Genomic DNA, 24996 nt, shown 5'->3' with positions numbered 1-24996 from the left:
TGCGGGCCTCTTCGCACTCTTGCAATCCATGCTCAGAAGCAGTCGTTGGACCCAACGATGGACCGGCGTCGGTGCTCTTGTCCTGCTGGCCGGATGCCTGTTGACGGGGCTGGGCCTGGCCAAACTGGCAACGGTCGTGCATGGCGAGTCCGGAGCGCCGGGGGTGACCGGTGCGCAGGCGGGTCAATTGCAGAACCGGGTCCTGGTGCAGGGGATTGGTGAAACGATCGTGGGGCTGGCAATCGTCCTCCTGCCCGCGCCCTGGAACAGTGTGACCCTGACGATTGCAGGGGCGGGCTTTCTCGTCGGCCAGATCCTGTGGCCCTCATCGTTGGGACCATGCCCCTGTCTGGCAGGTGTCGAAACGTGGGCGGCGTGGATACGCGATTACAAGGCCGAATGGCGCATGACTCTGGCCACTTGGTTCTTTCTGGTGGGCGCACTGAGTTGGCGCTCGGCATGGAGAAAGGAGGGATGACCGGCGTGGGCAAGCGGAGTGAATGGTGGGGGTGGCTGGTGGTCGTCCTCTGCCTGGCGGCCGGGTACCTGACGACGCGGAATCTGCCGAGCGTGGGCCCTGATGACTGTTGGGAACTTCTCAAGATTCACTTTGCGGTTCGTCATGCCGACCAACTGCCACGGGTGTGGAACGACCAACCATGGCTGCACACGCTCTTGAACGCACGGCTTTGTCAGTGGTTCGGAGAAGGGCCGCACATGCCGCGACTGTTCACGGTTGTATCCATGGCGGCGATGTGGGCGGCCATTGCATGGATGGGCCGGGGAACCCTCGGTGCCGTGGGACTCGTCGGTGCGGCGTTGCTGATGGCGTCCGTGCCCAGGGATCTGCTGCTGATCTTCAGCATCATGTTGGAGCCGGCGGCCTGGGCGTGGGCCGTGGTGGCGGCAGGTCTGCTGAGCGGGGCCGGCCCACGGCTTCGCCCCTGGCAGCCGTTTCTTTCCGGCGCGGTGATGGGGGCGGCAATGCACCTAAAGCTCACGGCAGTCATCACGGCGCCGGGTTTGGTGCTGTACAGTTGGCGGAGGTGGGGATTTCGCGAATCGCTGCGGCTGTTGTTGCCATGGTTGGCCGGTTGGGTCGCAAGTTTCGGTCTCTGGGCAAGGCTGTCGCCGAACTTCCGGTGGGATTGGCTGCTCGGATCCCACTGGATGGCAAACCAACACGCTTCCGCGGATCCCGCGACGATGGAGTACGTCAGGGGCTTTTTGGGCCCGAACGTTTTGGTGGTTGTGGTTGCCGGCGGATTCGGGCTTCTGACGTTGCGGGCATTGCAGTGGCCGGCAGTGGGCATGTTTGCCGTGGGAACGCTGTTGGGGGCTCTGGCATTCAAAGCCATCGCCACCCTGTGGTGGTGGTATTATGAATACCAATTCGTTCTGCCTCTTTCCATCCTCGGGGGCCTGGCTTTGGTTCATGCCGTACGGGTGTTGCAGGCCCACTGGTCGGACGCGACAAAAGGGCCGGCGCCGGACCGAGCAGACCAGACACCACCATCGCCGAAGGCGGTGGCGTCTGCCGTGCTGACGTTGTCCACGGTGGCGGCGCTTTGGGCCGGCTTTGGTGCCGGCAGGCTGGTGGGCAACGTGAACATGCTCCTCACCCGGGGCGGACCGGACCCGATCGTGCTGGAGCACATGCGGGCCACGGCCCGCTCGAATCTATGGTGCTATGCCCCGGTGGATTACTATGTGGAGATGTGCCACGCAGGGGTTTTTCCGCCGCCAGAGTTGTTGGTCCTGCCCAGGAAGCGATTCCTGAGTGGACAGATTTCCTGGCAGGACGTCGTGGTTTGTTTAGAGAGCAATCAAGTTGACCTGCTGGTGATCCGCAGGGAGGCGGAGAAGGCGGATCCGACGTTTTCGAGCTGGCTGATGCAGCATTGCGTTCCATTGGAAGTCACGGAGCGTATGGAGATCTGGCGGCGGCGCGCTCCGGGTGAACCACCCTGGGATGGAAAAGATACCCGGCTGGGCAGATGAGCATCGAATCGGTGGCGGGAGGGCAGGTGGCGTTGAAAAGAGGAGACCTTTGGCCGGTGGCCGGTCAAGGTCGCGACGTTGGTTGCGAGGGAGAGCCTGGCACGGAGGGATTCACCCGGTCGCGGCGCGCCCGGTTGAAGCACCGGCGCAGCAGGCTTTTCCGAGGCTTTTTTTCGAGTAAACGAGATGCCGCTCTGGCGGTGTTTCCCGACACTCTGGCGTGTAACGTGCCAATTGGAGGTTGGAGGAGTCCGACCGAATTGCCCTGGCGACCTGGAGGGAAAAGGCGCGGAGCTTGGACGGGTCCCGCCGTGTCACGACGCCTTTCGCACGCTGCGGCTGCGGATCGAGGCAACCAGGTACCCCATGCCACTGCCCAGCTCGGCGAACCATGAACTGAAGGCGGCAACCAGAACGTCCACGATAAACTTGAGGCCGAGCAGGGCTGCCATTGCCGCGATGACCAGGCTCGCAACCATCATCCAGGTGGAGGACGGCAACAACTTGTTCATGGTCCAAGCCGGGAGACCAAGCGCGACAATGATCGAGACCTGGCGAGCCGCCCAGAGGCAGGGCCCGTGGTACGGTGACAAGGGGCTTTTCACGATTGCAAAGCGTGGGATTTGTAGATGACAGGAGCCATGATCCACGGCGCGCCATGCCTCGGGGCCACGTAGTGCGGAAACCAGCCCCGTGACAGGCACCGGTTCGCTCGAGAGACCATACACGAACCAAGCACGTTGCTGCTCAAGCGTGAATGGTGCGGTTTGTCAACCGGTGGCGCAGGGAGTTGTATTCAGGGATGTCGCCGGCCTGTCCAAGTGGGTCGGTCGAACGCCCGGCTTGGGCAGTCGGCGCGTGGTATGGTTTGCGGGTCTGGAGATCTCCATGGGGCTGGCGGGGATGTGGACCGGGACACGAGACCCGGAACGGCTTCGGGTGATTCCGTGGCGTGCGTTTCCGTCCCCGCCGGGTGTTGTGGTGTGCTTCCCGGGCTGCGGGCGCCGGTGCCGTGGGCGAGGTGGCAAGGAGGAACCGTTTCCGGGCAAGGTGTCCTTCCGGGCGGTCGAGCGGGTCTGATACACGCCCCAGGATGGGTCTGTTGCCGGTCCGGCGGGATGATGAGCCGGGAGAGGCTGGTCGGATCCGCCGCAGACCGGTGATCCCATGCGGGCAGCAGGAATGTGCCGGTGCCGGGGTGGGCGGGGGGTGGGACGGGCCGTTTCGGGCGTGCCGGATCCGGGTGGGCCGGTGGAGCGGGGGACGAATCGAATCGGGCCTGGCGGGCTGTGAGAGAGGGCCCATCTGTGGCAAATGAAGAAGCGAAAGGACGCCGCATGAGGAAACCACGGTGATTGACTGTGCCGCGACGGAGGCGTAGGTGTGTAGTGCGGGCTCGAGGGGCGCTGCAGCCGGCAGGCGGCGGCGACGGGACCTCGGGGCGCCCAACTCATGAAACGACCATGAAACCGGTTCGACGCGACGGGTCGGGTTCCGCCTTTACATTGATCGAGCTTCTGGTGGTCATTGCCATCATTGCCATTCTGGCGGCGATGTTGTTGCCGGCGCTTTCGGCGGCGAAAGAGAAGGGCAAGCGCGCCTCCTGCCTGAACAACCTGCGGCAGCTGGCGGTGGGGGTGAACATTTATGCGGTGGACAACAATGACCGGGTTTTGCAGGCGCGGTGGGCTGGCGGTTATTTCGTTCAGAACTGTCTGAACCCGCCGGAGGCGTCGGCCGCCGCCATGGTGGGGCTGGCCGTGGTTTCGAACACGGTGTCGGTTTGGACGTGTCCGAACCGGCCCGGTCTGCCCGTTTACGAGCCGCAGTATCCGCAGTGGGTGCTGGGGTACCAGTATTTCGGGGGGCTCACCAACTGGCTGAATCCGGCGGGCAACTTCCCCTCGCGCAGTCCGGTGAAGCTCAGTCTGGCCAAGGGCACGTGGACCCTGGCGGCGGACGCAGTGGGCAAGATCAACGGCCGTTGGGGCGGGCAGGAGCCGGGACGGGAGTTCGTGTACGCGAACATGCCCCAGCATCGCTCGGCCAAATCGGCCGTCCCGGTCGGTGGCAACCAGGTCTTTGCCGATGGATCGGCCCGTTGGATCAAGTTCGAGCAGATGTATTTCCTGACGACTTGGAACGTGTCGTCCCGGGTGTACTACTTCTGGCAGGATCCGAACGATTTCGATCCGGTATTGAAGGCGCGGCTGCCCACGCTGACCGCCCGCCCGTGAGGATGGGAGAGGTGCCCGCGGGCAGACAGCGGGCGCCCTGTCTCCAAAGCCGGGGCCGCGGCTGCCGGTCATGGACCTTGCGGGGCCGCCGCCCGGACGCGCGAAGTGAAAGGGGCCTTCAGCTATCGTGTCCGAGGCAGCGGCTCGTGAGCAGTCAAACCGGTCGCTTTACCACCCCAGGACGTAGGCGAAGATCAGCGGGGCCACGATGGTGGCGTCGCTTTCGATCATAAACTTCGGGGTTTCTTTCGCCAGTTTGCCCCAGGTGATCTTCTCGTTGGGGACCGCGCCGGAGTAACCGCCGTAGCTGGTGGTGGAGTCGCTGATCTGGCAGAAGTAACCCCAGAGGGGGACGTTTTCGCGGCGGAGATCCTGGTGCAGCATGGGCACGACGCAGATGGGGAAATCGCCTGCGATGCCGCCACCGATCTGGAAGAAGCCGATGCTTCCCAGCCCGTTGGCGAGGGTCCGGGCCTGTGCGGTGTACCATTCAGCCAGGCGGATCATGTACTCGATGCCGCTGCGGACGGTTCCCGGGTTGCGGACGTCGCCGCGGATGACGGCTGCCGCGTACATGTTGCCCAGGGTCGAGTCTTCCCATCCCGGGACGAACAGGGGCAGATCCTTTTCGGCGGCGGCGATCAGCCAGGAATCGCGGGGGTCGATCTCGTAGCTGTCTTTGAGCCGGCCGGAACGCAGCAGACGGTAGAAGAATTCGTGGGGGAAAAGACGTTCGCCGCGCTGGTCACAGTCCCGCCAAAGCTGGAGCATGGCCTCCTCGATCCGGCGCATGGCTTCCATCTCGGGGATGCAGGTGTCGGTGACCCGGTTGAGGTGGCGCTGGAGCAGGGCTTCCTCGTCTGCGGCGCTGAGCTCCCGGTAATGAGGGACGCGAACGTAGTGCTTGTGGGCCACGAGGTTGAAGACGTCCTCCTCGAGGTTGGCGCCGGTGCAGCAGATGGCGTGAACCTTGTCGGCCCGGATCATTTCGGCCAGGGAGATTCCGAGCTCGGCGGTGCTCATGGCGCCGGCCAGTGTGAGGAACATCTGGCCGCCGGCCTCGAGGTGGGCACGGTAGGCCCGCGCGGCGTCGCGCAGCGCCGCGGCGTTGAAGTGTCGGTAATGCCTTTCGATGAAGGCGGAAATGGGACCTTGTGTGTTGTTCATCGGAACAATCGTTTGCTGATTGCCATTGCCCCGGCCGCCATGGGTCCGCCGCCGGCCCCGGCAGGTTTGCCGTGGCTGTGCGGACCGGTTTTCGTTCCGGTTGAGCTTTCGGCCGCCGGGCGCGACGCCCCAAGGATTGGGAAGGCCTTTTGTGCGTCAAGCATGGGTTTCGGGTTCGAAGCGCGCGGGTTGCGCGGATTCGGTTGTGTTGAGTGGAGCCCGACTCGTGCGGGAGGGACCGGAGCAGCAGGCGCGCCGGGCGGGCCGTCCGGGTGGGTGCGAGGGCCGGTGCTCAACCGTAGCGGCCTTCGATGTAGTCGGCTGTGCGTGGATCGGCGGGTTTGAGGAACAGGTCTTCGGTGCGGGCGTGTTCGATGACGCGGCCCATGAGCATGAAGATGCATTCGTCGCTGATGCGCCGGGCCTGGGACATGTTGTGGGTGACGATGAGGAAGGTGTACCGGCCGCGCAGGCTGAGCATGAGTTCCTCGATGGCGCGTGTGCCGTCCACGTCGAGGGCCGAGCACGGCTCGTCCAGGAGGATCACCTCGGGTTTGAGCGGCAGGAGCCGGGCCAGACAAAGTTTCTGTTGCTGCTCGAGCTGGAGGTCGGTGGCGGGCCGGTGCAGGCGGTCCTTGAGCTGGTCCCAAAGACCGACCTCGCGGAGGGCGGATTCGACCGCCTCGTCGAGGATGGACCGGTTCAGTTCTGCTCGTGGCGTGTGGATGCGGAGGCCGAAGACGATGTTCTCGTAAACCGAGAGGGGCAGGGGATTGGGGCGTTGGAAGACCATGCCCACGTGGCGGCGCAGTTCGATGAGGGAGACGTCGGGGTCGTAGATGTTGCGGCCTTGGACGCGGATTTCGCCGCTGATGGTGACGTCGCCGTACCGTTCGTTGATGCGGTTGAAACAGCGCAAAAGGGTGGTTTTGCCGCAACCTGACGGCCCGATGAGGGCGGTGATGAGGCCGTGGCGGATCCGGACGCTGACCTCGGTGAGGGCCTGGAACCGGCCGTACCAGAGGTTCAGGTTGCGGGTTTCGAGACTGTACAGGATGTTGTTCATCCGAACAGGCCGCGAACGTATTCGTAGGTTCGCCGGTCGCGCGGGTGCTCGGAAAAGATCACCTCGTTCCGGTCCAGCTCGACCAGTTCACCTTTCCAGAGGAAAAGGGTGCGATCTGCCAGGCGCCGTGCCTGCTGGGTGAGGTTGGTGACCAGGATGATGGTCATGCGGGTGCGGAGCTGGCGGAGGACCTCCTCGATGCGCATGGTGGTGACGGGGTCGATGGCGATGGAGAACTCGTCCAGGCAGAGGATTTCGGGCCGGTGAGAGAGCGCGCGGGCGATGGTCAGGCGTTGTTGCTGGCCGCCGGAGAGTTTGGTGCCGAGCATGTGGAGGCGGTCCTTGACTTCGTCCCAGAGGGCGGCCTGCCGGAGGCACTCCTCCACGCGAGCGTCCAGTTCCCTGCGGTCGCGGATGCCGGCGCAGCGGGGTGCGAAGGCCACGTTGTCGTAGATGCTCATGGGCAGGCCGACGGGCAGGGGTGTGACCATGCCGATGCGTCGGCGCAGGGCGTGGACGTCGCGGATCTGGCGGATGTCCTGGCCGTCGATGCGGATGGCCCCTTCGACGCGGGCGCCCGGGACCAGCTCGATGGTCCGGTTGAGGCACTTCAGCAGCGAGCTCTTGCCGGATTGTGCCGGGCCGATGACGGCCAGGATTTCACCCGGATGGACATCGAAGGTCAGTCCGTGCAGGACGGGCTGGGTGCCGTACCACAACCGCAGGTTTTCCACCTCGATCTTGGGTCGTGTGGCCATGGCGCAACGGTCGTTCCGGTTCACCAGCGTTTGCGGTTGCGCATCCAGACGCGGATGGCGATGGCGGCGGCGTTGACCAGCAGGACCGTCAGCAACAGGACCACCGCCGTGGCGTAGGTCATGGATTCGGGGACGTTGGGCACCTGGGTGGCCAGGGTGTAGAGGTGCATGGCCAGGGCCATGCACTGTTCCTTGAGGTGGTAGGGAAACAGGTCGCCGCGCTGGACGGCCTTGTAGAAGACGGCTCCGGTGAACATGATGGGGGCCGTCTCACCCGCGGCGCGGCTGACCTGCAGGATCACCCCGGTGAGGATGCCGCTGAGCGCGTTGGGCAGGACGACGGCACGAATGGTCTGCCAGCGGGTGGCCCCCACGTTCCAGCAGGCTTCGCGGAAGGCCATGGGCACTGCTGCCAGGGCTTCTCGCGTGCTGGCGATGATCACGGGCAGGGTCATGATGGCCAGGGTCAACGAAGCCGCCAGGACGGAGTAGCCGAGTCGGGCACCGTAGACGAACGCCCCCAGGCCAAAGAGCGCGTGGACGATGCTGGGCACGCCGGCCAGGTTGATCACCGCCAGTTGAACCAGGCGGTTGAACCAGTTGTCCCGTGCGTACTCGTTGAGGTACACGGCCGCCAGCACACCGATGGGCGCGGCCACGGCCAGCGAGATCCCCACCAGATACAGAGTCCCCACGAACGCGGGCCAGATGCCGCCGGCCCGCATGTGGTCGCGGGGAACGTCCAGGAGGAACTCCAGGTTGAGAGAGGGCCAGGCATGGATGAACAGATGCAGCACGATGGCCAGCAGAGGCGTCACCATGCACAGGGCCATGAGCCCCAGCACGGTGCGTGCGAGCCGTTCGAACGCCTCCTTGCGCGCCCCGTAGGGCGTGCGGGCGAAACGTCCGGGAGCCGTGGCGGTCTGGGATGTGGGATTCATCGTTTCCGGATGCCGCGGACCACGAGGTCCGCCGCCAGGTTGACCACGAAGGTGATGAGGAACAGCAGGACACCCATCAGGAACAGCACCCGGTAATGATCGGAGCCGACGGGTGCCTCGCCCAGCTCGGCGGCAATGTTGGCCGTGAGCGTGCGGACGGAGTCGAGCAACCCGTGCGGGATCTGCACGGCATGCCCGGTGGCCATGAGTACCGCCATGGTTTCCCCGATGGCCCGTCCCACGCCGAGGAGCACCGCTGCGAGCAGGCCGTTTCGGGCGGCCGGCAGGAGGACCCGCCAGACGACCTGCCATCGGGTGGCGCCCAGTGCGAGGGCGGCTTCGCGATAGGAATCCGGCACGGCCTTCAGCGCGTCCTCGCCGATGGAGACGATGATCGGCACGCTCATCAGTGCCAGAATGAGGCCGCCATTGAGCAGGTTGACGCCGATCGGGGCACCGGCGTGGCGGACCAACAACGGGCTGATCACCGTCATCCCGACGAATCCCCAGACGACGCTCGGGATGGCCGCGAGCAACTCGATGACGATTTTCAGGGTTTCACGGATCCTGGGCCCGCAGAACTCGGAGACGAACACTGCCGCGCCCAGGCCGAACGGCACGGCCAGTGCCATGGCCACCAGTGTGACGCTGATGCTGCCCACGATCAAAGCCAGGGCGCCATATCGCACCTTGACCGCCGAGGTGGGGTACCACTCGATGCTGCCGAGGAACTCCGCCAGGTTCACCTTGCCGCTCCACACCACGGGGGCCGCCTCCCGGAACACGAAGAGGAAGATGGCCAGGACGAACACCACGGCGCTGACCCCGCACAAGCGGATGAGGAGCTCGATCAGCTTTTCGACCGCTCGAGCCCAGAGCGGCCGGCCTTCGGCCGGTTGACCCATGGAGGTTTGAGATCCGGAGCCCTGGGGATGCATGGTCTTAGGGCACAAGTGCGACTGTTTCGGGCCGGGTCCGTTCCGTGGGTGGGATGGGTACGAAACCGTTGTCCTCTACCAGTTGCTGCCCGGCGTCGCTTCGCACCCAGTCCAGATAGGCTTTGATCTCTCCTTCGGGTTCACCCAGGACACACATCAGCAGGCTGCGGGCGATGGGGTAGCGTCGTGTGACGGTGTTTTCCATGGTGGGCGCGTAGGCGGGTTCGCCCTTTTTCCGGGCCACGCGGAGCATTTTCACGCGCGGCGTGGCATAGCCCATGCCGCTGTAGCCGATGGCACCCGGCGTGGTGGCCACCAGTTCCACCACCTCCTTGGAGCCGTTCATGTCGTTGGAGCCCAGTTTGAAATCCCGGTTGCGCAGGGCGTGTTCGCGGAAGAACTCATAGGTGCCGGAGCTGGACTGCCGGCTGATGCGGATGATCCGGTCGAACCGCGGTTCGGGCATCTGGACGCCAAGATCGCTCCAGCGGGTGATCCGGCCGCCTTCGGCGTAGATCTCCTCCAGTTGTTCGAGGGTGATTTCCTCGAGGGGATTGGAGGGATGCACGTACACCGCAAGGGCATCGAACCCGACGATGTACCAGTGGACCTCCTTACCTGTGGCGGCGCGTGCTTCCTCGAGCTCGCGTGGCTTGAGGTCCCGGCTGCTGTTGGCGATGTCCACGGCCCCGCGCATCAGGGCGGCGATCCCCACGCCCGAGCCTCCGCCGGACACTTCCACGCTCACGTCCGGACGGACCTTTCGGTAGGCTTCCGCCCACGCCTGGGCAAGGTTGACCATCGTGTCCGAGCCCTTGTTTTGGATGACCTTCGCGGGTGTCCCGGCTGGTGTCTGCTGGCGGGGACCGCAGCCGGCGGTCAGCCCGCCCAGGACCAGCGCGGCCGCCATCGAAGGGAGCAGGGCCTTCAACCGTGGGCGCGGTCGCATGGTCGGTCCTCTTGCGATCAATCGCCGGCCAGGGCTTGGGCGAGGTCCTGCACCTGCAGCCGGAGGGTTTGGAAGAGCTGTTCGGCGGCGGCCTCGGGTGGAAGCCCCTGGCCGAGCAACCGTTCCGGCTCCGGCACGGTCCATTCCATGGCCACGGTGGGTGTGGGTGGGGCGGGGAAAACGGCCCTGGCGACCGGCTCCAGTGCCACCACGACAGCGATGGCTTCCTGCTGAAGAAGCTCGGTGGCCGATCGGGGCGGGCAACCGGCTTCTGCCATGCCGCGGGCGTCCATCCACGAGTGCCAGGGTTCGGCCAGCGGCCTGGGCTGCAGGCCGGCGCTGAGGAAGTGCAGGCCCTCGGCCTCCAGATTCCGGCCGATGGCCGCCGCCATGCGACTTCGAACGCCGTGGTCGGCGTCCACGAACAGGATGCGTACGACCCCCCCGGCGCCCTGATGTTTCCAGTACTCACCGGTGCACAGGTAGAGCGTTTCCTCGCAAATGTTCTTGGCCTGATCGGACACGCGCTCGTAGCGGCGGGCGATCGTGAGCATGGGGGTCAGGGCCGGCAGCGGGAGCCGGCCCTCGCGTTCGGCGCCGAGCAGGACGGCGTTCAACTCGCTGCGCAACCGATCCACATGGTCTTCGATGATCATGGTGCGCCGGGCCCGTTCCGCGTCCTGTTCCAGGAAGGCGTCCAGGGCCGTCCGGAGCATGGAGATGGCCACCTGCCCGATCTCGCGGAACTTTTCCGGGGCCGGAAGCTCCGCCTGATCGGCCACCTTCAGGACCTGCCGCGCGATGCTTTCGGCGTAGTCACCGATGCGTTCCAACTCCGCATTGATCTTGATGGTGGCATACGCGAAGCGGAGATGCCGGCCGGCCGGCTGCTGCCGCACCAGGAATTCCAAGCAAAGGTGGTCAATCTCCTTTTCCAACCGGTCAATGCGCTGATCTCGAACGATGACCGAGTAAGCCTTGGGACGACTGCGCTCCAGAACCGCTTCCAGGCTGGTTTTCAGGGCGCGTTCGACCTGATCGCCCATGGCCCGGACGCGGGACTGGATTTCCTCGATGTCCTGTTGCAGTCGCGCGTCCCAGAACCGGCGCGACGGCTGGTTCTCTGAACCTGTCGAGCTGTCGTGCATGGTTGCGACCCTCCCGTGGGGGACGGCTTTGGAAACCGTCATTTGGGCAATACCCGATTTGCAGGGCCCCTGTCCATTCCAAATCCGTCACCCAACCGTCACTTGCGCGTTGGCTGTTCGTCACGCCGGGGGGCCATGGTGGGTGTGGATGAAGACGACAACCCAGAAGGACCGGAGCATGTGCCCGACCGACGATACTCAGACAGGGAACCCGGTCGGGGAACGCACCCTCGGGGGATGGGTGGATTTGCGGGCACTTTACGGAGACCGCTGGTTGGAACGGCAGACGTGGCAGGCCGTGCGTCAGGTGGTCGCGGTGGTTCCGCGCCTTCGCGCGGTTGCGCCGGATGAACCGGCGCCGGCACGTGGACTGGCGCTGCTGACCTTTTGCTACGCCACCGGTGTGTACGCGAGCGAGGACGTCGAGTACGCCCTGCAGCGAGGTGGATTGCCGCGGAGCCTCGTGCCGCGCCAGCCCGTCTCCGTTGCCTGGCTGCAGGCCTTTCGACGGGCAAACCGTCCGTGGATCGAGCTTGCGCTGGCCGGCCTGCTGGCGCGTTTGCCGCTGTCCCTGGAGGTGTGCCGGGAGGAAGCGCACGCGGCCGGTGTGGACGCATCGCCGCACGAGCATCGGGAGCGCTGTCTGCGGCACGCGCGGCGGGCGGTGGAACTGGCCGTCCTGCTCGATACTGCGCTCTGCGATTGATCACTGTTCATTCCGGGGTGTGCCGGCTTACCGTCCGGTGAAAGGGGGCGGCTTCTCGCACGTCCCGCCTATCCCGCCCCGCCGCGGAGCCCCGCCAAATAGAACAGAAGCAGCCCTCCGAGCACGTACCCGGTGACGCTCACCTCCCGCGCGCGGCCGCTCAACAGCTTCAACACCGGATGGGTCACCAGACCCAGCGCCAGACCGTCGGCAATCGAAAAACAGAGCGGGATGCCCAGGACGATGAGGAAGGCCGGGATGGACTCGGTGGGATCGTCCCATGAGACGCGCGTGACCTGCCGGAGCATCAACGCTCCCACGTAAACCAGGGCCGGCGCGGTGATGGGTGGATAGCCGCCGATGGTGGCCACGACCGGTTCGAATACCAGAGCCGCCAGAAACAGGGCCGCCACCACGACCCCCACCAGACCGGTTCGACCGCCCTGGGCCACGCCGGCCGCGCTTTCGACGTAACTGGTCACGGTGCTGGTCCCCAGCAGCGCACCGGCCACGGTGCCGACGGCATCGGAGATCATGGCTTGGCGGGCGCGGGGGAGGCGATCTCCCTGCATCAGGCCAGCCTGTTCGCAGACGGCGATCAAGGTGCCGATGGCGTCGAAAACGAACATGAACAGCAGCACGGCGATCATGGGCACCATGGCCGGGGAAAGGGCTGCTTTCCAATCGAGCTGGAGAAAGGTGGGAGCCAACGAGGGAGGTGGTGCGACCCAGGCTGTTGGCGGGTGGAACCGCGTCACCAGCAGGGACTCGGCCACGGCCGGTGCCTCCTGCCATGAGGCGGGCAGCCAGGGAAGCAGAGCATGGATCCCCCAGGCCAGGGCAGTGGCACCACCCATGCCCCACAACACCGCGCCCGGCACACCCCGGGCAGTGAGAACAGCCGTCAGCCAGAACCCGGCCACGAACACCAGCACGTCCGGGGAAAGCAACCGGTGCGAGAGTTTCACCATCGTGCCGGGGTCCTTCACGATCAGGCCGGTGTTTTGCAGGCCGATGAAGGCAAGGAACAGGCCGATGCCCGCCGTCAGACCGTGTTTGAGACTCGGGCTGAGGGCGTTGAAGATCAGCTCGCGCAACCCCGCCAGCGACAACAGCAGGAACAACACGCCGGACCAGAAGACCGCCCCCAGCGCCACGCGCCACGGCTCGCCCAGCCCGGCTGCCGCGGCGACCGGCAGCACGCTGAAAACGAAGAACATGTTCTGTCCCATGCCCGGCGCCTGGGCGATCGGGTACCGCCCGTACAGGGCCATCAACAGGGTGGCAAGGGCCGAGGCCAGACAGGTCGCCGCCATGACCGCGCCGAAGTCCATGCCGGTTGACTGGCCGAACATGCGCCCCGACAACACCGCCGGTTGGACGACGATGATGTAGGCCATGGTCATGAAGGTGGTCAGGCCGGCCCAGACTTCGCGCCGGACGGTGGATCCGCGTGCACGGATTTCAAACCAGCGATCGAGTTGGTCTTTCATGGGGCCTGGGTTGCCGGTGCCGGCCGGTTTTCCTGCGCCCGGACCGGCGGCGGTCGTATCATGGGGAAAAGCCGGGCGGGAGGAAAAGCCGAACGGTGCCCGGCCGGGCGACGGAGGGCGCGACCGGGGCGGGATCCGGACCGGCGAAAAGAAGAAACCGGCGGCCGCGTCTCGCGGCGACCGCCGGTTGGCGTTCCGATCGGGAACTTACTTCTGCACCGAGAACCGGTAGATGATGGTGTTCCGGTATTCCTGGCCCGGTTTGAGCACCACCGAGGGGAATTGGGGCTTGTTCGGCGAGTCCGGGAAATGCTGCGGTTCCATGCAGAACCCGCTGCGGTGCTCGTACACCTGGCCGTACTTCCCTTTCAGGGTGCCGTCCAGGAAATTGCCCGAGTAGAACTGCAGGCCGGGCTCGGTGGAGAGGACCTCCAGGACGCGGCCGGTGGTGGGCTCCAGCACCCGGGCGTGCAGGGCCAGTTCACCCGGTTTCTTGTTGATGACCCAGTTGTGGTCATAGCCGCGGCCGTACCGGAGCTGTTCGTCGTCCTGCTGGATGCGTGCCCCGATGGCGGTGGGCCTGCGGAAGTCGAAGGGCGTTCCGTCCACGGGCCGGAGTTCACCGGTGGGGATGAGGGTGGCGTCCACGGGCGTGAACCGGTCGGCGTTCAAATAAACGATGTGCCCGAGAATGTCGCCGTGGCCGGCGAGGTTGAAGTAGGAGTGCTGGGTGAGATTGACGATGGTGTCCTTGTCGGTGGTGGCGCGGTAGTCCAGACGCAGCGCGTTGTCCCGGGTGAGGGTGTAGGTGGCGGTGACGTGGAGGTTTCCGGGGTACCCTTCCTCACCGTCCGGGCTGAGGTAGCTGAGTTCGAGCTGGGGGCCCCGGGGCGTGACCTCGGCCCGTTCGACCTTCCAGACGCGTTTGTCGAAGCCCTTGATCCCGCCGTGCAGGTGGTTGGGCCCGTCGTTGGTGGCGAGCTGGTAGGTGACCTCGTTGAGGGTGAACCGGCCCCCGGCAATCCGGTTGCCATAACGGCCGATGAGACATCCGAAGTAGGGGGATTTGGTCTCGTAGTCTGAGAGGGTGTCGAACCCGAGTACGACGTCGCCGAAGCGGCCGTCGCGATCCGGGACCTTCAACGAGAGGACCGTTCCGCCGTAATTGATGATGCGGGCCTCGACCCCGTTGGCGTTGCGCAGGGTGAAGACCTCCACCGGTTGACCGTCGCGGGTGACCCCGTAGGGCGCCCGGGTGATGGAAGCGCGTGTCGTGGGACCGGTCGCGCAACCGCTTCCGAGGTACAGGGCCAGGGCCAGGGCTGGGCCGACAATGATGACTTGCGTTTTCATGGTTTGCCAGGGTTTCGGATTTGATGGTTTCACGTTTTCCGGCGCCCGGGTTTCGCCGCCGCGCCGGGTGTTTGCTGACCGTAGTAAGCGTTTGGACCGTGTTTGCGCAGGAAATGTTTTTCCAGCAGGGGACGCGCCACCGGACGGACCCTGGGATTGATGCGCAAGGTTTCGGAGGCCAGCCGGGCGATGAATTCGAGCACAACCGCGTTGTGCACGGCCTCGTGCACGTCACGACCCCAGGTGAACGGGCCGTGACTGGCCACCAGCACGGCCGGGTGCTCCAGCGGATCCATGCCGCGGAAGGTTTCCACGATGACATGCCCGGTGTGAGCCTCGTAGTCCTGGCGGATTTCAGAGGGTTTCATCGCCCGGGTGCACGGGACCTCGCCGAACCAGTAATCGGCCTGGGTGGTGCCGTAGCAGGGGAGGGGACGGCATGCCTGGGCCCAGGCGGTGGCGTACAGACTGTGCGTGTGGACCACGCCGCCGATCTGCGGGAATGCTCGGTACAGGACCAGATGCGTGGGCGTGTCCGAGCTGGGCCGGAGCCGGCCTTCAACCGTCTCGCCCGTGTCCAGCCGGACCACCACCATGTGTTCGGGCTTCATGCGGTCGTAGGGGACGCCCGAGGGTTTGATCACGACCAGACCCTCTTGCCGGTCCACCGCACTGGCGTTGCCCCAGGTTTCGATCACCAGGCCTTCCCGGACCAGTCGCAGGTTGGCTTCCCAGACGGCTTGTTTGAGCGCTTTCAGACTCATGACAACCGGTGAACCTTGTCGGCTTAGTGAAGGGCCAGCACCACCACCGAGTGCGGCGGCAGGGTGACCTCGAATCCTTCCGCGGTGGGCTGGGCGCCGTTGAACGGCACCGGCCGGACGCAGTCGGGCCGGTCGAAGGTGTTGTGGGCTTGGACGCTGTCGGCGGTCAACAACCGGCCTTCGATACGTTGCACGCGGGCGCCTTGAAGTTCGGCCTGCAGGCGGGCCGGCTGGTCGGGATGCAGATTGCAGAGACTCACGTGAATCACCCCTTCACGATTGCGCGAGGCCGAGACACTGAGTCCCGGGATGCTGCGGTTGTCAAAGACGTAATCCGCGCATTCCAGGTCCGTGGGCAGCATCGTGGCGTCGTGGTGGACGGTGTACATCTCGAACACGTGATACGTGGGGGTGAGGATCATCTTTTCCTTGTCGGTCAGGATCATGGCCTGGAGGACATTGACGGTCTGGGCGATGTTGGCCATGCGGACGCGGTCACAGTGCCGGTTGAAGATGTTGAGGGTCAGACCGGCGATGAGGGCGTCGCGCATGGAGTTCTGCTGATAGAGGAAGCCTGGATTGGTGCCGGGTTCCACGTCGGTCCAGATCCCCCACTCATCCACGATGAGGCCCACGCGTTTGTCGGGGTCGTAACGGTCCATGATCTCGCTGTGGCGCCGGACCAGGGTTTCCATTTCGAGCGCGCGGTGGAGGGCACCGTGGTACTGGTCCTCACCAAACTGCGTGGCGGAACCTTTGCGGCCCCAGTTGCCGGTGGGGATGGTGTAGTGATGCAGGGAGATGCCATTCATGCGGCGGCCGACCCGCTGCATGACGACTTCGGTCCAGCGATAATCGCCGCCGTTGGCGCCGCAGGCGATGCGATAAATCCGGTTGCCGCTGAAGTTTTTCACAAACGTGCTGAATTGACGGTACAGGTCGCTGTAGTACTCGGGCGTCATGTTCCCGCCGCAGCCCCAGCTTTCGTTGCCGATGCCGACGTAGGGCAGCCGCCAGGGCGCCTGCCGGCCGTTCCTGCGCCGCCAGTTGGCCATGGCCGAATCGGAGTCGCTGGTGATGTACTCGATCCATTCCATCATCTCCTGCACCGTGCCGCTGCCGACGTTGACGGCGATGTAGGGTTCGGCGCCGAGCTGTTCGCAGAGATCGAAGAACTCGTGGGTGCCGAAGTGGTTGTTTTCAAGGACGCCGCCCCAGTGGGTGTTGATGCGGGCGGGGCGCTGGTCACGGGGGCCCACCCCGTCCTTCCAATGGTATTCGTCGGCGAAGCAACCACCCGGCCAGCGCAGCACCGGCACCTTGATCCGCCGCAGCGCCTCCACGACGTCCTTGCGGATGCCGCGGGTGTTGGGGATGGGACTGTCTTCGCCCACCCAGATGCCTTCATAGATGCAGCGTCCCAGGTGTTCGGCGAAGTGCCCGTAAATCATTCTGCTGATGGTGTGGCGGCCCTGGTCGGCATGGATGACCAGTCGGTTGGTGCTCTCCCGGGCAGGGGCCGGTGGGGGAATGAGCGCCGGCACGATCAGGGCCGTGGTCAGGAGGGCGAGAGTAGTCTTCATAAGTGTTTCCGTCGCTGGGTTTGATGGATTCTCCGGTTTTCCCGGCGCGTCTGAAGTCGCAACGTCAGTCGGTGACGCCGCGGGCGCGGTTGCGGATCTCCAGAAGGGTCTTCATCACGTCGTAGAGATTGCCGGTCCACTCCCTGGTGCCGAACGCATCGTGGAGGGTGCGATACAGTGGATAGAGCTGCCGGTAGACCTCGTGGGCTGCCGGGTTGGGCTTGAACACCCGGGGCTTGAGTCCCGTCATCGCCCTTTGAGCCGAGGCGTAGTCCTTGTGCACGCCGGCGACCACGGCACCGGCGATGGCGGCGCCCAGGGCGCAGGTCTGCGCCGAGCGGCTGATCTTCATGGGCCGGCCGGTGACGTCGGCGTAGATCTGCATCACCAACGGGTTCTTTTCGGCGATGCCCCCGCAGTTGACGATTTGCTCGACCTTGACGCCGTACTCTTCGAACCGGTTGATGATGGTCAGGGCGCCGAAGGCGGTGGCCTCGATCAGGGCGCGGTAAATCTCGCCCGGGGTGGTGTAGAGCGTCTGGCCCAGCAGGAGGCCCGTGAGCCGCTGGTCCACGAGGATGGTGCGGTTGCCGTTGTTCCAGTCCAGGGCCAGCAGCCCGGACTCACCCGGTTTCAACCGTGCGGCGGCCCGGGTCAGGGCCTCGTGCGAGCCGTTCTTCGGGCCGCCGGGTTGGATGTAGTTGACGAACCAGTTGAAGATGTCGCCCACGGCGGACTGACCGGCTTCCAGACCGTAGTAACCGGGGAGGATGGACTCGGGCACGATGCCGCAAAGCCCGGGGATGTCGGCCAGCGGTTGATCCAGCGGCCAGATCATCATGTCACAGGTGCTGGTGCCGATGATCTTGACCAGTGTGCCCGGGGTGATGCCGCTTCCGACGGCGCCCAGGTGCGCGTCGAATGCGCCCACGGCGACCGGGATGCCCGGGCGCAGACCCGTGCGTTTGGCCCATTGGGGGGTGAGTGTGCCCACGGGACGGTTGATCGTGTAGGCCCTGGGTCGGAGGCGCTTCCGGAGCTCGGCCAGGGCCGGGTCCAACCGCCCGAGAAACTCCTCATCCGGATAGCCGCCCCAGGCGTCGTTGTACATCGCCTTGTGTCCGGCGGCGCAAATGCCCACGGTCAGAAGGTCGGGATGTTCCGTTCCGGTGAGGGCGGCCGGGACGTAGTCGGCCAGCTCGACCCATGTGTGGGCGGCTTCAAACACATCCGGCGCCGTGCGGAGGCAGTGCAGGATTTTGCTGAAGAACCATTCGCTGGAGTAGGTCCCGCCGCATTTGGCCAGGTAATGGGGGCGGATTTCGCGTGCCAGCGCGGTGATCTCGGCCGCCTCGGCCACGCTGGTGTGGTCCTTCCACAACCAGGCCATGGCCGCCAGGTTGTTGGCGAACTTCTTCTTGAAGGCCAGGGGCTGGCCTTCGGCGTCCACGGGCAGGGGGGTGCTGCCGGTGGTGTCCACGCCGATGCCCACCACCTGATCGGGCTTGAACCCGCGCACGTTGCGTCTGGCCTGGGCCAGAGCCCGCCGGATGGTGACTTCGGCCCCCTTCAGGTAGTCGGCCGGATGTTGGCGGGCCAGGTTGGGGTCCTTGGAGAGGATGACGCCGTGGGTGCCGTGTTCATACTCCCAGACGGCGGTGCCGACTTCGCGGCCGTTGGCCGTGTTGACGATGAGGGCCCGGACGGAGTTGGTGCCGTAGTCGAGACCGATCGTGTAGGTCGCACTCATGGTCGCAACGGGGATCAGGGTTGCGGGTTCAGGCCAGGAAACCGTGTTTCAGGCCGTAAGCCACCTCGTTCCACTCGAGCTCGCGCCGGAACTCGCGCAAACGGGTGTGTTCGTCAATGACCACCAGTTCCACCCCGGCCATGGTGGCGAAGTCTTCCAGCATCTCGGTGGTGACTGCCTGGCTGAAGCCGGTGTGATGGGCGCCGCCGGCGTAGATCCAGGCCGCGGCGGCAACGGCCAGGCTGGGCTTGGGCTGCCAGAGGGCGCGGGCCACCGGGAGGCGGGGCAGGGGTTCAGGTGGTTCAATCACGTCCACCTCGTTGACCAGCAGGCGGAACCGGTTGCCGAGGTCGATCATCGAGGCGTTCAACCCGGGCCCGGCCGGCGTGTCGAAGACCAGCCGGACCGGATCGGCCTTGCCGCCGATGCTGAGTGGGTGGATCTCGCAGCGGGGCCGGCCCTTGGCGATGCTGGGGCAGATTTCCAGCATGTGCGCGCCGAGCACGGCCGGGCGGGCCGGGTCGAGGTGATAGGTGTAATCCTCCATGAACGAGGTGCCCCCCGGCAGGCCGGCGGACATGACCTTCATGGCGCGGACCAGGGCACAGGTCTTCCAGTCGCCCTCGGCCCCGAAACCGTAGCCTTCGGCCATGAGCCGTTGGACGGCGATACCCGGCAACTGCGCCAGGCCGTGGAGGTCTTCGAAGGTGTCGGTGAAACCCTTGAACTTCCCCTCGGTGAGAAAACGGCGGAGGCCGGCTTCGATCCGGGCCGCCTCGCGAAGGGAATCGTGTCGGGCTCCGCCCTTGCGCAGTTCGGGTGCGACGTCGTACTGGCGCTCGTAATCGGCCAGCAGTTCATCCACCTCTTTGTCGGAGGCGGCGCGCACGCGTGCGACCAGGTCGCCGACGCCGTAACCATTGACCGAGTAACCGAACTGCATCTGGGCGGCCACCTTGTCGCCCTCGGTGACGGCCACCTCGCGCATGTTGTCGCCGAAGCGGCAGAATCGGGCGCCCTGCCAGTCGTGCCAGGCGGCGGCGGCCCGGCACCAGGAGCCCAGGCGCTGTTGGACCTCCGGTTCCGACCAGTGGCCCACGACCACCTTCCGGTTCAGCCGCATCCGGCTCATGATGAAGCCGTGCTCGCGGTCGCCGTGGGCGGCCTGGTTGAGGTTCATGAAATCCATGTCAATGGTGGACCAGGGCAGGTCGCGGTTGAACTGCGTGTGCAGGTGGGCCACCGGCTTGCGCAACGCTTTCAGCCCGTTGATCCACATTTTGGAGGGCGAGAAGGTGTGGCACCAGGTGATCAGCCCGATGCAGCGGGCTTCCTGGTTGGCGGCCTGGCAGAGGGCCGTGGCTTCCTCGGGCGATTTGACCACGGGTTGGAAACGCACGCGCACCGGGATGGCCGGCGATTGATCCAGCGCCGCCACCACCTTTTGCGCGTTGGCCGCCACCTGTTCGAGGGCCGCCGGGCCGTACAGGTGCTGGCTGCCCGTCAGAAACCAGACTTCAAGTTCTTTCAAATCAATCATGGTGTCGTAGTGTTCAGGGGTCCTGGGTTGTTGAGTGAGCCGAGGCGGCCGGCCGGGTCATTCCCGGCACACCATCATGGAGTCGGTTGAGGACAAGCTTTTCGATGCCAGCTGCCACCAGGCCCGCGGCCCGGTGACGCGGCGCGGTCTGCACCTGCACCTCGCCAAAGCGCGCCCAGAGCGCGCCTTCGCGGATGCGGGCGGTCAAACGTTCGAGAACCACGGAGGGCAGTTGCGTCAGCAGGCCCGTGATCACCACGTGACGCAGCCCGATGACATTGAGCGCGCCGGCAATGGCCACCGCCGTGGCATCCAACGTAGCGGCCAGCCAGGGTTCGAGTCCCTGCCGGGCGACGTGTTGGCAGAGCGATTCCCATGAGGGTTGCGCCCGTGGCACGGCTTCGGCGAAACTTTCCAGCAGTCCGCGCAGGGAGACCAACGTTTCCAGGCAACCCACCGCCCCGCAGCCGCACTTCCGGCGGTTGCCCGGCACGGGAGTGTGCCCCAATTCCCCGGAAACAGGCAGGGGATTGGCCTGGAGACGCCCGTTGACCACCACCGCCCCGCCGACGCCCTCGCCAAAGTCCACCAATAGAAAACTCTCCGAACCGGGATGAACCTGGTAATGCCCCAACGCCAGGGCCTGTTCCTCCTGCATGAGCACCACGGGAGCCGGCCAGATCCGGCCCAGCAGTGCCTGAAGGTCCACCGTTTCGGTCCAATGCAGGTTGGGCGAGAAAAGGACCCGTCCCCGGGCCGAGTCCAGGAGCCCGGGCACGCTCACCAGCACGCCCCACAGCTCGCCGACCGGCAGGACGCGCGCGGCCTCGCCCACGTGACGCAACCACTGGGCGGCCGAACGTCCTGTGGGGACCTCCATTTCCCACGCGTCCGGCCCGGTGAAGCCCAGCGCCAGACGGGCCAGGCTGGTGCGACTGACATCGAGCTGGATCCCCAGAAAGCGCGGTCGGGAGCAGTCCAGACGGAGCAACACGCCGGGTCGGCCGAGCTTCCGTTTGGGCAGTTGTGGGAGCCAGGGCGTGGGGGCCGGCCGTGTGCGGCGCAGCTCTTCCAACACGCCGGAACGCAACAGTTCCTGCACGATCTTCCCGCAGGTGGGCTGGCTCAGTCCCAGAGACTTGGCCAACTCCGCGCGCGAGGCCGTGCCGAGCTGCCGCAGCCGGCGCAACAGGGCCAGCTTGTTCATGCGGCCCATATGGGACGGCACCACGATCATGGTCTGCTCAGCAGGATGGATCGCCGGGCTGGCGGCCCGTGCCGCCGTACAACTGACTGCGAACATTGCACGGCTGAACGGGTGCGCGGTCCGGGACTCCGGGGCCGTCGCTCCCCTGACATCCTTGCATCCGCCCACTTTCTTAACAAAGCCAAGTTTCTGCCGGCAAGCCCGAATGCCGGGTTTTCCAAGCTTTCGTTTCGGAAATGACAACCCGCGTCATTCCGAGCCAGAATGGTGCGCCCATGCAGTACTGGTTGGTGAAACAGGAGCCGGAAGAATATTCGTGGGACCGGTTGGTCGCCGAGGGCGGTACCGGGTGGACGGGCGTCCGCAATTACCAGGCGCGCAACCACCTGCGCGCCATGCGCCGCGGCGACGGCGTGCTCTTCTACCACAGTGGCCGGCAACGGGCGGTGGTGGGCATCGCGCGCGTCCGAAGAGAGGCATACCCCGATCCGACAGCGTCGGAGCCGGACTGGGTGGCGGTGGATCTCGAACCGGTCCGGGCCCTGGCCCGGCCCGTTCCGCTGGCAGAAATCAAGGGGGACCCGGACCTGCGACAAATGGCGCTGATCCGGCAGCCGCGGCTTTCGGTCATGCCGGTCAGCCCCTCCCAATGGAAACGCATCCTCGAACGGGGCCAGACCCGGCTCTGACGAACGAATGGACACCGGTGCGGTCATCTTCGACATGGACGGCGTCCTCGTGGACAGCGAGCCCCTGCACGAGCAGGCCTTCCGCGAGACGCTGGCCGAGCTCGGCTACGCCGGCGGGGCCGGACTGAATATCCGGGATTACGTGGGACGTTCGGACCATGAACTCTGGCAGGATTTTGTGCGACTGCATCGTCCCTCGATTTCGCTTGAGGAGCTGCTGGCACGCAAGCGGACGCGGGTGCTCCGGCTGCTGGAGCAGCGGCGTCCCTGGTTTCCGGGTGCCGTGCGGCTGGTCCGGGCCCTTTGCGGGCGGGTGCCACTGGGTCTGGCGTCGGGATCGGAACGACCGGTGATCGAAGCCGTGTTGGAGGGCACCGCCCTGCGCACATGCTTCCAGGCGGTCGTCAGCGGGGCGGAGGTGCCCCGCGGAAAGCCGGCGCCGGACATTTTCCTGAGAACGGCCGCGCTTCTACATGTACCGCCACAGGCGTGCTGGGTGATCGAAGATTCGCTGCCCGGCATCGCAGCCGCGCGGGCCGCGGGCATGCGGGTGGTGGCCGTGCCGCACACGCATCCGGCGGATGACCTGCGGGACGCCGACCACGTGATGGAGGATTTTGACGGCATTGCGCGGCTGCTGGGAGCGGCCGGGGCGATCTGAAAGCCGTTTGGTGGGCCCAGCAGGATTCGAACCTGCGACCAAGCGATTATGAGTCGCCTGCTCTAACCCCTGAGCTATGGGCCCCTTGTCGAGAGAATCTGTGTCCGGCCTGCGTCGCTCGACAAGCACGAAAGCAACCGGCGTCCACGCCTTCCCGGCCCGCCGCCTCAGTAGCTCATCCGATCCAGCCGCACCTTGCCCCGGAAGATCCAGTAGATGCTGACCGTGTAGGCCAGGACCACCGGAATGCCCAGGCCGGCAATCACCAGCATGATGCCCAGGGTCTTGGGCGACGAGGCCGAGTTGTAGATGGTGAGGCTGTTGGCCGGATCAGGCCGGCTCAGGACCAGGTGGGGATACATCTCCAGACCGAACAACGTCATCAGGGCCACCATCGCCGCACAGGAGGAGAGGAAAGCCCGAAAATCCCGGCCGTGATGGATCTCCCGGGGGATGTTCGCAATGGCCAGCATGTTCAAAAGCGCCACGCCGAACAACCACGGATGGGCCCGCACCCGGGCGGCCATGTGCGGCACGTACAGCAGGGTGGCCATGGTGGTGATGGCGTAGCACATGATGAAGAAGATGATGCAGCGCGGGACCCATTGGCGGAGCGTGTCATGAAACGGGCCGTCAATCTTCAGCAGGGCGTAAATGCACCCGTGCATCATGAAAAGCGCCACGGTGGTGACGCCGAGCAACAGCGCATAGGGATGGAACAGATTCCAAAAACCGCCGACGTAATGCCCCTGTTCGTCAAGCGGCAGCCCCCAGGCGATATTGCCCATGACCACCCCCAGCAGGAAGGCCGAACCGACACTTCCGGCGGCAAACCCCACGTCCCACATCTGGCGCCACCAGCGCATCGGCTGTTTGCTGCGGAACTCGATGGCCACGGCCCGAAAGATCAGCGCCACCAACAGCAGAATGAACGGCAGGTACAGCCCCGAAAACACACTGGCATAGACCTGGGGAAAGGCGGCAAAGAGGGCGCCACCGCCGGTGACCAGCCAGACCTCGTTGCCGTCCCAGACCGGCCCGATTGCATTCAACAGTAATCGTCGCTCCTCGTCCTTCCGGGCAAACAGGTGGATCCCACCGATGCCGAGATCGAATCCGTCCAACATGGCGTACCCGGTGAAGAGCACACCGATCAGCACGTACCAAACGGTCGGCAGATCCCAAGCAGGCTCGTTCATGGCCCCGGCAGCTTTTCCGTTCATCCGACCGGGCCCGCGCGGCCGGCCGTGTGGAGTCCGGCGAAGCAGACCCGGTCGGGCCTTCAAAGTCCTCCTCCGAGATGCCGGTGGCAAGCGAAACCGGAACGGGCGGCGCGGCAGGAGACGCGCCCGGGCGACTCCCGCAGGATGGACGTGGTTTCAGGGGTGCCCGATGCCGGAAAAGCGGCTGACCATCCCGGACGCCATGCGGCATCTTTTGTGCCGATAGAGACTGCATGAAACCCTTGGTTTTGATCCTTTGCACGGGCAATTCGTGTCGCAGTCAGATGGCCGAGGGCGTGTTGCGTGCGGCCGCGGGGGACCTTCTCGAGGTTGCCAGCGCCGGTTCCCAGCCCTCCAGGTAGGTCCATCCGATGGCCGCGGAGGTCATCCGAGAGATCCGCATCGACATCATCGCGCGCCGGTCCCAGTCGGTCAGGGAGTTTTTGAACCGGCCCGTCCAGACGGTGGTTACCCCGGGTGGCATGGCGGGCAGGCATGTCCGAGGAACGGAAACGTACCGAGCGGGACAACCTCGAGCTGCGACGGGGCCAGATCCGGCACCTGCCCGTGGCCGGGGCTGTGCCGCTCGAGGAAGTGGAGCAAATGGTCCGGGCTGCCGCGCTTGCCGACGTCCGGTTCATCCCCCGCACCGACTACGTGGGAGCGCTGGAGCAGTTCGAGGATCCGCTTTATCGCAAGGTGGCTGAGCATCAGCCGTCCGGGAACGGGATGACCGACTGCCTGGTCAGCCAGAGGATCACCGCCCGGAAATCCGCTCCCGCGGAGTGACGGTTCTTGTGGAAGCCCGCCTTTGGGCGGCGA

24 protein-coding genes and 1 tRNA gene are annotated in these 24996 nt (G+C 65.5%); 8 read left to right on the top strand and 17 right to left on the bottom strand.

Annotation, left to right across the window (positions count from 1 at the left end):
- The first annotated feature begins 28 nt into the window (after positions 1–28).
- Together ACPDIX_RS01800 and ACPDIX_RS01795 are read left to right on the top strand one after the other, a co-directional pair.
- The gene (locus tag ACPDIX_RS01800) at positions 29–478 is read left to right on the top strand and encodes a hypothetical protein (protein WP_423430053.1); all 450 of its coding nucleotides are present in this window, start codon (positions 29–31) and stop codon (positions 476–478) included.
- Complete coding sequence (locus ACPDIX_RS01795; RefSeq protein WP_423430052.1) at positions 460–2001, top strand: hypothetical protein; 1542 nt, start codon at positions 460–462, stop codon at positions 1999–2001. The genes ACPDIX_RS01800 and ACPDIX_RS01795 overlap by 19 nt, the downstream gene beginning before the upstream one ends.
- Before the next feature lie 314 nt (positions 2002–2315).
- Here ACPDIX_RS01795 and ACPDIX_RS01790 read toward each other — a convergent pair whose 3' ends face one another.
- On the bottom strand, positions 2316–2513 hold the full coding sequence (locus ACPDIX_RS01790) for a hypothetical protein (protein WP_423430051.1): 198 nt from the start codon (positions 2511–2513) through the stop codon (positions 2316–2318).
- A 951-nt stretch (positions 2514–3464) separates the two neighbouring features.
- Between ACPDIX_RS01790 and ACPDIX_RS01785 the strand changes: the two genes are divergently transcribed.
- A complete protein-coding gene (locus ACPDIX_RS01785; RefSeq protein ID WP_423430050.1) occupies positions 3465–4238 on the top strand; it encodes a prepilin-type N-terminal cleavage/methylation domain-containing protein in 774 nt (257 codons plus the stop codon).
- Positions 4239–4406: 168 nt separating this feature from the next.
- Here the strand turns inward: ACPDIX_RS01785 and ACPDIX_RS01780 are convergent, their stop codons facing one another.
- The 7 genes from ACPDIX_RS01780 to phoU all read right to left on the bottom strand — a co-directional run bounded on the left by ACPDIX_RS01780 (position 4407) and on the right by phoU (position 11205).
- Complete coding sequence (locus ACPDIX_RS01780; protein WP_423430049.1) at positions 4407–5405, bottom strand: deoxyhypusine synthase family protein; 999 nt, start codon at positions 5403–5405, stop codon at positions 4407–4409.
- A 292-nt stretch (positions 5406–5697) separates the two neighbouring features.
- The gene (locus ACPDIX_RS01775; protein WP_423430048.1) at positions 5698–6471 is read right to left on the bottom strand and encodes a phosphate ABC transporter ATP-binding protein; all 774 of its coding nucleotides are present in this window, start codon (positions 6469–6471) and stop codon (positions 5698–5700) included.
- Positions 6468–7229 (bottom strand): phosphate ABC transporter ATP-binding protein, encoded by a 762-nt coding sequence (locus ACPDIX_RS01770; protein ID WP_423430047.1) that lies wholly within the window; start codon positions 7227–7229, stop codon positions 6468–6470. The genes ACPDIX_RS01775 and ACPDIX_RS01770 overlap by 4 nt, the downstream gene beginning before the upstream one ends.
- A 20-nt stretch (positions 7230–7249) precedes the next feature.
- Positions 7250–8170 carry a phosphate ABC transporter permease PstA gene (gene pstA / locus ACPDIX_RS01765; protein ID WP_423430046.1) on the bottom strand — a complete coding sequence of 307 codons (921 nt, stop codon included), beginning with the start codon at positions 8168–8170 and terminating at the stop codon, positions 7250–7252.
- Complete coding sequence (gene pstC, locus ACPDIX_RS01760) at positions 8167–9075, bottom strand: phosphate ABC transporter permease subunit PstC (RefSeq protein ID WP_423430045.1); 909 nt, start codon at positions 9073–9075, stop codon at positions 8167–8169. Before pstC ends, pstA begins: the two co-directional genes overlap by 4 nt.
- Before the next feature lie 37 nt (positions 9076–9112).
- The gene (locus tag ACPDIX_RS01755; RefSeq protein WP_423430044.1) at positions 9113–10057 is read right to left on the bottom strand and encodes a phosphate ABC transporter substrate-binding protein; all 945 of its coding nucleotides are present in this window, start codon (positions 10055–10057) and stop codon (positions 9113–9115) included.
- 17 nt (positions 10058–10074) lie between these two features.
- On the bottom strand, positions 10075–11205 hold the full coding sequence (phoU, locus tag ACPDIX_RS01750; protein ID WP_423430043.1) for a phosphate signaling complex protein PhoU: 1131 nt from the start codon (positions 11203–11205) through the stop codon (positions 10075–10077).
- Between the two features lie 148 nt (positions 11206–11353).
- On the opposite strand from phoU, the gene ACPDIX_RS01745 reads away from it, so the two are divergent.
- Positions 11354–11911, top strand: coding sequence for a hypothetical protein (locus ACPDIX_RS01745; protein ID WP_423430042.1), 558 nt, complete (start codon positions 11354–11356; stop codon positions 11909–11911).
- A 68-nt stretch (positions 11912–11979) separates the two neighbouring features.
- On the opposite strand, the gene ACPDIX_RS01740 is transcribed toward ACPDIX_RS01745, so the two are convergent.
- From ACPDIX_RS01740 to ACPDIX_RS01710, 7 genes are all read right to left on the bottom strand, one after another.
- Positions 11980–13404, bottom strand: coding sequence for an NCS2 family permease (locus ACPDIX_RS01740; protein ID WP_423430041.1), 1425 nt, complete (start codon positions 13402–13404; stop codon positions 11980–11982).
- Between the two features lie 207 nt (positions 13405–13611).
- Positions 13612–14757: an aldose epimerase family protein gene (locus tag ACPDIX_RS01735; RefSeq protein WP_423430040.1), complete on the bottom strand. Its 1146-nt coding sequence runs from the start codon at positions 14755–14757 to the stop codon at positions 13612–13614.
- 29 nt (positions 14758–14786) lie between these two features.
- Positions 14787–15521, bottom strand: coding sequence for an L-ribulose-5-phosphate 4-epimerase (locus ACPDIX_RS01730; protein ID WP_423430039.1), 735 nt, complete (start codon positions 15519–15521; stop codon positions 14787–14789).
- Between the two features lie 23 nt (positions 15522–15544).
- Entirely contained in the window at positions 15545–16972 is a 1428-nt protein-coding gene (locus ACPDIX_RS01725) for an alpha-N-arabinofuranosidase (protein WP_423430175.1), read from the bottom strand.
- Between the two features lie 196 nt (positions 16973–17168).
- Positions 17169–18854, bottom strand: a complete 1686-nt coding sequence (locus ACPDIX_RS01720) for a ribulokinase (protein WP_423430038.1) — start codon at positions 18852–18854, stop codon at positions 17169–17171.
- A gap of 28 nt (positions 18855–18882) precedes the next feature.
- Complete coding sequence (gene araA, locus ACPDIX_RS01715; RefSeq protein ID WP_423430037.1) at positions 18883–20394, bottom strand: L-arabinose isomerase; 1512 nt, start codon at positions 20392–20394, stop codon at positions 18883–18885.
- A 13-nt stretch (positions 20395–20407) separates the two neighbouring features.
- Positions 20408–21631: an ROK family protein gene (locus tag ACPDIX_RS01710; protein ID WP_423430036.1), complete on the bottom strand. Its 1224-nt coding sequence runs from the start codon at positions 21629–21631 to the stop codon at positions 20408–20410.
- Between the two features lie 245 nt (positions 21632–21876).
- Between ACPDIX_RS01710 and ACPDIX_RS01705 the strand changes: the two genes are divergently transcribed.
- Together ACPDIX_RS01705 and ACPDIX_RS01700 are read left to right on the top strand one after the other, a co-directional pair.
- Positions 21877–22290, top strand: coding sequence for an EVE domain-containing protein (locus ACPDIX_RS01705; protein WP_423430035.1), 414 nt, complete (start codon positions 21877–21879; stop codon positions 22288–22290).
- A 7-nt stretch (positions 22291–22297) separates the two neighbouring features.
- On the top strand, positions 22298–22951 hold the full coding sequence (locus tag ACPDIX_RS01700) for an HAD family hydrolase (RefSeq protein WP_423430034.1): 654 nt from the start codon (positions 22298–22300) through the stop codon (positions 22949–22951).
- An 8-nt stretch (positions 22952–22959) separates the two neighbouring features.
- On the opposite strand, the gene ACPDIX_RS01695 is transcribed toward ACPDIX_RS01700, so the two are convergent.
- A tRNA-Ile gene (locus ACPDIX_RS01695) sits at positions 22960–23035 on the bottom strand.
- Between the two features lie 83 nt (positions 23036–23118).
- Positions 23119–24150 carry a cytochrome d ubiquinol oxidase subunit II gene (gene cydB / locus ACPDIX_RS01690; protein ID WP_423430033.1) on the bottom strand — a complete coding sequence of 344 codons (1032 nt, stop codon included), beginning with the start codon at positions 24148–24150 and terminating at the stop codon, positions 23119–23121.
- Positions 24151–24407: 257 nt separating this feature from the next.
- Here cydB and ACPDIX_RS01685 point away from each other — a divergent pair, with 257 nt between their 5' ends.
- Together ACPDIX_RS01685 and ACPDIX_RS01680 are read left to right on the top strand one after the other, a co-directional pair.
- The gene (locus tag ACPDIX_RS01685) at positions 24408–24536 is read left to right on the top strand and encodes a hypothetical protein (RefSeq protein ID WP_423430032.1); all 129 of its coding nucleotides are present in this window, start codon (positions 24408–24410) and stop codon (positions 24534–24536) included.
- Positions 24537–24669: 133 nt separating this feature from the next.
- Positions 24670–24963, top strand: a complete 294-nt coding sequence (locus tag ACPDIX_RS01680; RefSeq protein ID WP_423430031.1) for a hypothetical protein — start codon at positions 24670–24672, stop codon at positions 24961–24963.
- Positions 24964–24996 lie beyond the last annotated feature (33 nt).

Source organism: Limisphaera sp. 4302-co (assembly GCF_049537155.1).
Classification (GTDB): domain Bacteria; phylum Verrucomicrobiota; class Verrucomicrobiia; order Limisphaerales; family Limisphaeraceae; genus Limisphaera.
The sequence above is the reverse complement of the archived record's forward strand: the minus strand, read 5'-3'. Positions and strand labels throughout refer to the sequence as shown.

Excerpts from the sequence above, each read along its gene's own strand:
- ACPDIX_RS01720 (WP_423430038.1), bottom strand. The coding sequence starts at position 18,854 with ATGAGTGCGACCTACACGATCGGTCTCGACTACGGCACCAACTCCGTC.
- ACPDIX_RS01685 (WP_423430032.1), top strand. The coding sequence starts at position 24,408 with ATGAAACCCTTGGTTTTGATCCTTTGCACGGGCAATTCGTGTCGCAGT.
- phoU (WP_423430043.1), bottom strand. The coding sequence starts at position 11,205 with ATGCACGACAGCTCGACAGGTTCAGAGAACCAGCCGTCGCGCCGGTTC.
- ACPDIX_RS01680 (WP_423430031.1), top strand. The coding sequence starts at position 24,670 with ATGTCCGAGGAACGGAAACGTACCGAGCGGGACAACCTCGAGCTGCGA.
- pstA (WP_423430046.1), bottom strand. The coding sequence starts at position 8,170 with ATGAATCCCACATCCCAGACCGCCACGGCTCCCGGACGTTTCGCCCGC.
- ACPDIX_RS01785 (WP_423430050.1), top strand. The coding sequence starts at position 3,465 with ATGAAACCGGTTCGACGCGACGGGTCGGGTTCCGCCTTTACATTGATC.
- ACPDIX_RS01725 (WP_423430175.1), bottom strand. The coding sequence starts at position 16,972 with ATGATTTACGGGCACTTCGCCGAACACCTGGGACGCTGCATCTATGAA.
- ACPDIX_RS01790 (WP_423430051.1), bottom strand. The coding sequence starts at position 2,513 with ATGAACAAGTTGTTGCCGTCCTCCACCTGGATGATGGTTGCGAGCCTG.
- ACPDIX_RS01795 (WP_423430052.1), top strand. The coding sequence starts at position 460 with ATGGAGAAAGGAGGGATGACCGGCGTGGGCAAGCGGAGTGAATGGTGG.
- ACPDIX_RS01705 (WP_423430035.1), top strand. The coding sequence starts at position 21,877 with ATGCAGTACTGGTTGGTGAAACAGGAGCCGGAAGAATATTCGTGGGAC.
- ACPDIX_RS01770 (WP_423430047.1), bottom strand. The coding sequence starts at position 7,229 with ATGGCCACACGACCCAAGATCGAGGTGGAAAACCTGCGGTTGTGGTAC.
- ACPDIX_RS01800 (WP_423430053.1), top strand. The coding sequence starts at position 29 with ATGCTCAGAAGCAGTCGTTGGACCCAACGATGGACCGGCGTCGGTGCT.
- pstC (WP_423430045.1), bottom strand. The coding sequence starts at position 9,075 with ATGGGTCAACCGGCCGAAGGCCGGCCGCTCTGGGCTCGAGCGGTCGAA.
- ACPDIX_RS01710 (WP_423430036.1), bottom strand. The coding sequence starts at position 21,631 with ATGATCGTGGTGCCGTCCCATATGGGCCGCATGAACAAGCTGGCCCTG.
- ACPDIX_RS01745 (WP_423430042.1), top strand. The coding sequence starts at position 11,354 with ATGAAGACGACAACCCAGAAGGACCGGAGCATGTGCCCGACCGACGAT.
- cydB (WP_423430033.1), bottom strand. The coding sequence starts at position 24,150 with ATGAACGAGCCTGCTTGGGATCTGCCGACCGTTTGGTACGTGCTGATC.
- ACPDIX_RS01740 (WP_423430041.1), bottom strand. The coding sequence starts at position 13,404 with ATGAAAGACCAACTCGATCGCTGGTTTGAAATCCGTGCACGCGGATCC.
- ACPDIX_RS01730 (WP_423430039.1), bottom strand. The coding sequence starts at position 15,521 with ATGAGTCTGAAAGCGCTCAAACAAGCCGTCTGGGAAGCCAACCTGCGA.
- ACPDIX_RS01700 (WP_423430034.1), top strand. The coding sequence starts at position 22,298 with ATGGACACCGGTGCGGTCATCTTCGACATGGACGGCGTCCTCGTGGAC.
- ACPDIX_RS01775 (WP_423430048.1), bottom strand. The coding sequence starts at position 6,471 with ATGAACAACATCCTGTACAGTCTCGAAACCCGCAACCTGAACCTCTGG.
- ACPDIX_RS01755 (WP_423430044.1), bottom strand. The coding sequence starts at position 10,057 with ATGCGACCGCGCCCACGGTTGAAGGCCCTGCTCCCTTCGATGGCGGCC.
- ACPDIX_RS01780 (WP_423430049.1), bottom strand. The coding sequence starts at position 5,405 with ATGAACAACACACAAGGTCCCATTTCCGCCTTCATCGAAAGGCATTAC.
- ACPDIX_RS01735 (WP_423430040.1), bottom strand. The coding sequence starts at position 14,757 with ATGAAAACGCAAGTCATCATTGTCGGCCCAGCCCTGGCCCTGGCCCTG.
- araA (WP_423430037.1), bottom strand. The coding sequence starts at position 20,394 with ATGATTGATTTGAAAGAACTTGAAGTCTGGTTTCTGACGGGCAGCCAG.